A 7,022-nucleotide genomic window follows, 5' to 3' on the forward strand; every position below is an offset into this window, starting at 1 on the left:
GGTGCATTTTGTCCACAGATTTTTGCTGTGGACAGTCAAAAAGCTCGAGGCTTCCATGTTTTCCACATGTGAATTCCTCGAGCTTTTGGTATATAAAGTGTTGTTATAAATTTTGGGCAAATTCAAAGAGTTTTACTCTTGACTTATTGTTTATATCTAGTATACTTATAAAGGAAGCAATCAACTTACAAAAAGTAAGTATTAATGGTTCTAGTAATCAATTCTTGTCTTCAAGGAGGCTCGCATAATGGAAGAAGAAAAACAAGTATATGATGTCATCGTGATTGGAGCTGGCCCGGGCGGGTTGACGGCAGCTTTATATGCCTCCCGATCAAATTTATCTACTCTGATTCTGGAAAAAGGGATACCAGGTGGACAGATGAACAATACCGCTGAAATAGAAAATTACTCCGGCTTCAGCAGCATCATGGGACCGGATTTATCAATGAAAATGTATGAAGGAGCCAAACAGTTTGGTGCCGAGCATGTCTACGGTGATGTAAAAGAAATCATCGATCGTACAACGGAAAAAGAACTGGTTGTCAGCAATAAGTCCTATTTTGCCAAATCTGTCATTATAGCTACAGGTGCAGAACACAAGAAGCTTGGAGTGAAAGGTGAAGCTGAGTACAACGGAAAAGGTGTATCTTACTGTGCTGTCTGTGATGGGGCATTCTTTAGAGACAAACATGTAGTAGTTGTCGGCGGCGGAGATTCTGCCGTTGAAGAAGGCACGTATCTGACTCAATTCGCCAGCAAAGTGACAATCGTGCATCGACGCGACGAATTGAGAGCACAGAAAATCCTTCAGGACCGAGCATTTAAAAATGATAAGATCGATTTTATCTGGAATTCTGTAGTTGAGGAAATCGAAGGCGACGACAAAGTAACAGGTGTTCAGCTGAAAAACGTCAGAACTGGTGATGTGTCCACGCTTGCAGCGGATGGGGTATTTATTTATATCGGTCTTCTGCCTAACTCTGACAGCTTTACCAATCTGCCTATCACCAACGAGGAAGGCTGGATAGAAACAGACAGTCAGATGATGACCGCTGTTCCTGGTATCTTTGCTATCGGAGATGTGAGAGACACTGTACTCAGACAAGTGGCAACGGCTGTCGGAGATGGTTCTGTAGCCGGAAATGCTGCGTATCAATACGTTGAAGAACTTAAAGAAAAAATGGAACAGCAGCACGCATGAATCATTGATAATTTGTAGCAGAGCCAGGAATAGCACATTCCTGGCTCTGTTTTTCACTTCAACGTGTATACTTTTCTCATGCAAGATTTCAGTAAAAATGTTACAATGGAAAAAGAAAAGAAAGCGGATAATTAATCATGCAGAAAAGAGGGTATACAATGGAATGGAAAGAAACATACGAAACATGGGTCGATTTTGACTACTTGGATGAACAGGTGAGGTCAGATCTTGAAAAGAATAAAGCTGACGAAGCAGCTTTGGAAGATGCTTTTTACACTTCTCTGGAATTTGGAACGGCTGGTATGCGTGGGATCATTGGGGCTGGAACGAATCGAATGAACTATTATACTGTCCGTCAAGCGACTGAAGGACTGGCCCTGTTTCTAGAGAGTCAGGGAAAAGAGTTTGCTGAACGCGGGGTTGCGATTGCTTATGACTCCCGTCATATGTCAAAGGAATTTGCACTGGAGTCTGCCAGAACATTAGCTGCTCACAACATTAAAGCTTTTGTTTTTGAAGACCTTCGTCCGACGCCTGAACTGTCATTTGCCGTACGTCATTTTAAAGCAGCAGCAGGCATTATGATCACTGCCAGCCATAACCCACCTGAGTATAATGGGTACAAGGTATATGGAGAAGATGGGGGCCAGCTGCCGCCCAAAAAAGCAGATGAGCTGACCGATTATGTCAGAAGTGTCACTGACATTTTATCTATCGATACACTCACCGAAGTTGAAGCAGAGGAAAAAGGACTGCTGAAAATAGTCGGTAAGGATGTCGACCGCGTCTACTTAGATTATCTGAGAACAGTGACAATCGACCAGGAACTGGCAGATCGTCAGGGACGTCACATTAAAATCGTATTTACTCCTCTCCACGGCACAGGAAAAATGCTGGGAGTCAAAGCGCTTGAACAGGCCGGGTTCAAAAAAGTGTCTCTTGTTGAGAAACAGGCTGAAGCAGATCCGGACTTTTCAACTGTAAAATCTCCCAATCCTGAAGACCCGGAAGCTTTTGAGCTGGCTATCGAGCAGGGAAAAAAAGAAGATGCAGATGTTCTGATAGCGACTGATCCTGATGCAGACCGTCTGGGGATGGCTGTTAAAACTTCTGAAGGGCACTACGAAGTACTCAGCGGAAACCAGATCGCGAGTCTGATGATTGAATATATTCTGAAGGCACATACTAAAAAAGGAACGCTTCCAGGAAACAGTGTGATCATCAAGTCGATTGTTTCAAGCGAACTGCCATCTGTCATTGCTGACAAATATGGAGTAGAATCTGTCAACGTGCTTACTGGATTCAAGTTTATCGCAGAAAAAATCAAGGAGTACGAAGCAGACCAGAATTATACTTTCATGTTCGGATTTGAAGAAAGTTACGGGTATCTCGTCCAGCCGTTTGTCAGAGATAAGGATGCCATCCAAGCTCTAGTCATGGTTGCTGAAATGGTTGCACATTATAAAGAAGAAGGCTTCAGCTGTTTCGATGCCCTTCATGAACTTTACCATCAATATGGTCACTTTAAAGAGAAGACCATCTCAATCAAGATGGAAGGCATGGAAGGAACGAAAAAAATCAATAATCTCATGAATACTCTAAGAAATCAGGCACCAGCTCATTTTGGGGGCATCAAAGTTTGCAAAGTGGAAGACTTCCAGAAGCAGACAGTGAAAACTCAGAGTGGTGAAGATACAATTAATCTGCCTAAAGCCAATGTTCTGAAGTACACGCTCGCTGACGGAAGCTGGATTGCAGCCAGACCATCAGGAACAGAACCTAAAATCAAATTCTATATTTCAGCACAGGATGACTCTGGCGTAGTTGTAGAGGAGAAAATCTCCTCGTTCGAAGCAGATATCAAGTCAATTATTGATGCAAACTAAGGACTGATTCTTTAGGGGGGTGATTTACAAATGAAAAAGAATGTCGGAAATACTGACCGCACGATTCGTCTCATTTTAGCTGCTGCTGTCTTTCCTATGCTGTTCATTTTAAATGGACCGGCAAGATTTCTGGGACTGGCTTTTCTCCCGCTTATGGGGACGGCACTCACCCGCCGCTGTGGGGCATACGCTTTGATTGGAACCAGCACATGTGAAAGAGAAGAATAAACTATCAGACCATTGGACAGTTCAGTCAGTCCAGTGGTCTTGTAGTATGAACAGCATATGACTATTCATGAGCAGAGTATACATGACACGCCAGGAATGTTATAATAAATAAACTGCTAAGGTTAGTTGATAGGTATGTGGTCAGAGTAAAGGAGTGGCATAATGAACGAACATTTAGAATTGGTGATTATTACAGGTATGAGCGGAGCAGGTAAGACAGTAGCTATGCAGAGTTTTGAAGATATGGGGTACTACTGCATTGATAATATGCCTCCAAATCTCCTTCCGACCTTCTGGAAACTGGTTAGAGAAACAGGTCAGTTCAATAAAATTGCCTTAGTTATGGATCTAAGAATGCAGGATTTCTTTGAAGAGATCAACAAAGCAATTGCGACGATGGACAATACGCCTCTAATTCGAACACGTATTGTGTTTCTGGACGCAACCAACGAGGAACTGGTCACCAGATACAAAGAATCTCGTCGGGCTCATCCACTGGCAAAAAATGAACGAACTATTGAAGGGATCAAGAAAGAAAGAGAGCTGCTGAAGGACATTCGCATGAAAGCACAAGTCGTTATTGATACCAGCAGCATTACCCCACGTCAGTTGAGAGAAAAACTGATCGAGAAGTTCAAAGTAAAAGAGAAAGAGATGTTCAGAGTTGAAATGGTCTCATTCGGTTTCAAGTATGGTGTACCTATTGATGCTGATGTGGTAATGGATGTCAGGTTCCTTCCTAACCCGCACTACATTCCAGAACTGAAGCCGCAGACGGGCCTGGACAAAGACGTATATGATTATGTCATGCAGCAGCCGGAGACTGAATCATTCTATAAAAAATTTACTGATCTACTGGAATATACACTTCCAGGGTACAAGAAAGAAGGAAAAAGCAATCTGACTGTCGCTATTGGCTGCACTGGGGGTAAACACCGGTCAGTTGCCTTAGTTGAACGGATTGCGAATAAAATAAAAGCTGACGGCTATCCTGTCAATGTTTCACACAGAGACAAGGATAAAGTAAAGGAGTCCATTATACGGTCATGAAATCATCATTAATCAATAAAAGAAGACCAAAAATTGCCGTGATCGGCGGTGGAACTGGGTTGCCAGTTATTTTAAAAAGTCTTAAGGAAAAAGATGCAGATGTCACGGCTATTGTGGCAGTTGCAGACGATGGAGGGAGCAGCGGTGCGTTAAGAAAAAGCTTCAATGCTGTTCCGCCAGGTGACCTGAGAAATGTACTTATTGCTCTGTCAGAAATACCGGAACTGCAGAAAGAGATTTTTCAGTACCGGTTCAAGTCTCAAGATGAGGCTTTGTCAGGACATACGATTGGGAATCTCATTATTCAGGCAACAGCTGATATGCGTGGCAATATTTATGATGCCGTTCAACTGCTCGCTAAGATGATGCATGTGAAAGGGCATGTTTATCCTGCGGCTGAAGAACCGCTAGTCCTCCATGCGCGTTATATGGATGGGTCGACCCAGACCGGAGAATCACAAATTCCCAAAGGCGGTAAAATGATCGACTATGTGGCTGTCTCTTGTGTAGAAGGAAGAAAGCCAGTTAAAGCCAGCAGAAAGGTCATATCAGCTATTATGGATGCGGATATGGTTGTACTGGGACCTGGAAGCCTCTTTACCAGTATCCTTCCTAATCTGATGATTCCTGATATTGGAAAAGCAGTTATGGAGACAGAAGCCAACGTAGTCTATATCTCAAACATCATGACCCAATTGGGTGAAACTGAAGGGCTTTCTGATGCTGATCATCTGCGTGTCCTGCACAAGCATCTCGGAGAGAGATTTGTGGATATCGCTATTACTAATATTGGTCTGGTACCGGATCAGTATATCGATCAGGAAGCGAACGAAGAATATCTGCTTCAAGTCGAACATGATTTTAGAGGACTAAGCGAAGAAGTGCCATTGATCATTTCTGATGATTTTCTGGAATTGACCCCAAAAGGTGTCTATCATGATGGAGAAAAAGTTGCTGAAGAAATATTCCGTACAGCATTTAACAGCCAGCGTAAAATCAAACAGTATTTTGAAAACAACTGAAAGTTTAGTTAAGTAGAGTCACTGAAAGTAAGGAAGTGAACCCATGTCATTTGCTTTTGAAGTAAAAAAAGAACTCACACTTCTGGAAGTCCATCCAGAGCATGCCAAAGCAGAACTGGCCGCTCTGATTAGGATGAACGGAACACTGAGTATTGTCGACCACGACTTCTTATTGAATGTCCAGACAGAAAATGCTGCAATAGCCCGTAGAATCTATTCGCTGATCAAAGACAATTTTGATGTGGAATCAGAGCTGCTGGTTAGAAAGAAAATGAAATTAAAAAAGAACAATGTGTATATTGTTCGACTTAAAAGTGGAAGTAAGCTCATTTTAAAGGAGCTGGGCATCATGGATGGTGTGCTCTACAGTGGACATATCCCTGAAGAGGTAAAAACTAACAAGCAGAAAGCCAAATCCTATCTGAGAGGAGCTTTTCTTGCCAGTGGATCTGTCAACAGTCCGGACACCAGCCGTTATCATCTGGAAATCCATTCAAGCTATGAAGAGCACAATGAGGACATCTGCGAGATGATGCAGATGTTCGATATGAATGCGCGTATTCATGAGAGACGGAACGGCTATATCGTTTATCTGAAAGAAGCAGAAAAAATTGCTGATTTTCTGGCCATGATCGGGGCAACTGGGAGCATGTTCCGCTTCGAAGATGTAAGGATCGTAAGAGACATGCGTAATTCAGTCAACCGTCTCGTCAACTGCGAGAATGCAAATATGAACAAGACCATTGATGCAGCAAGCAGGCAAATCGAAAATATTCATCTGATTGCTCAGGCAAGAGGTCTGGATACATTACCGGGTAAATTAAGGGAAATGGCAAAGTTACGCATCGATCATCCGGATGTGAGCCTGAAAGAACTGGGTGAACTAGTGCCTAATGGTGGGGTCTCCAAATCTGGAGTGAATCATCGTTTAAGAAAAATAAATAAAATAGCCGAAGATATCAGGTCGGCACAGAAAGTCTGACTATCTATTATTCTCCTGCTTTATGCCGGGGGATGATAGATTTTTTATTTGTCTGAAAAATATGAGGATATGGAAGAATACTCATTTCTGAAAGATTAATTTGTGACAAATTAAAAGGAATCTTTTTTAACAGGATAATGACAAATCTTAAGTAATTGTTGGATTATATAAAAAAGGCTCCCTTGACACAGTTCTCAATTACTAGGCTAATTGAGAACCATAGATAAGAGTATAGCTTATTGCAAATAACTCCTACAAATTTAGTTTATAATATGTATTAAATAGAAGCTCAGAAGTATATGAGCGAATGATCAAAAAGAACTTTTTTCACAATTAATTTCAGTTTAAAGAGAATAAATTGAATGAGAACCATTTTCATTTGTAATATTTTTGGACATAATAAATGTAAGAAGCCCGATGTTACTTTACTTTTTATGTATAATTCGTTATTCTTAAGTCACTCAAGTTTTGCAGTTGAATATCCAGGTTTAACCCTTGCGGTTATTGAAACTTCTTATAAATAATCATCAAAAAACACACAAAAAGACACCTCTCTTTGGTAAAATGTAGTCACCATAACAACATTCAAAGGAGAGATGTCTTATGACTAATATTTTACCAGAAAAATCAGAAAATCACGAGGTTGAATCGAC

The 7,022-nt window shown here is 41.5% G+C and carries 6 protein-coding genes; all 6 read left to right on the top strand.

What is annotated here, in order from left to right; translation table 11 throughout:
* Positions 1 to 247: 247 nt before the first annotated feature.
* The 6 genes from trxB (at position 248) to whiA (ending at position 6,369) form a co-directional block, all read left to right on the top strand.
* Positions 248 to 1,201: a thioredoxin-disulfide reductase gene (trxB, locus tag ACYQ4S_RS10120; protein ID WP_459770946.1), complete on the top strand. Its 954-nt coding sequence runs from the start codon at positions 248 to 250 to the stop codon at positions 1,199 to 1,201.
* 158 nt (positions 1,202 to 1,359) lie between these two features.
* Positions 1,360 to 3,087: a phospho-sugar mutase gene (locus ACYQ4S_RS10125; protein ID WP_459770948.1), complete on the top strand. Its 1,728-nt coding sequence runs from the start codon at positions 1,360 to 1,362 to the stop codon at positions 3,085 to 3,087.
* Positions 3,088 to 3,117: 30 nt separating this feature from the next.
* Positions 3,118 to 3,315 carry a YgaP family membrane protein gene (locus ACYQ4S_RS10130; protein ID WP_346025147.1) on the top strand — a complete coding sequence of 66 codons (198 nt, stop codon included), beginning with the start codon at positions 3,118 to 3,120 and terminating at the stop codon, positions 3,313 to 3,315.
* 162 nt (positions 3,316 to 3,477) lie between these two features.
* Positions 3,478 to 4,365: an RNase adapter RapZ gene (gene rapZ, locus ACYQ4S_RS10135; protein ID WP_346025146.1), complete on the top strand. Its 888-nt coding sequence runs from the start codon at positions 3,478 to 3,480 to the stop codon at positions 4,363 to 4,365.
* Positions 4,362 to 5,387: a gluconeogenesis factor YvcK family protein gene (locus tag ACYQ4S_RS10140; protein ID WP_346025145.1), complete on the top strand. Its 1,026-nt coding sequence runs from the start codon at positions 4,362 to 4,364 to the stop codon at positions 5,385 to 5,387. Before rapZ ends, ACYQ4S_RS10140 begins: the two co-directional genes overlap by 4 nt.
* A 43-nt stretch (positions 5,388 to 5,430) precedes the next feature.
* Complete coding sequence (gene whiA / locus ACYQ4S_RS10145; protein ID WP_346025144.1) at positions 5,431 to 6,369, top strand: DNA-binding protein WhiA; 939 nt, start codon at positions 5,431 to 5,433, stop codon at positions 6,367 to 6,369.
* Positions 6,370 to 7,022: the final 653 nt, after the last annotated feature.

It is taken from the genome of Alkalibacterium sp. s-m-28 (assembly GCF_054658175.1).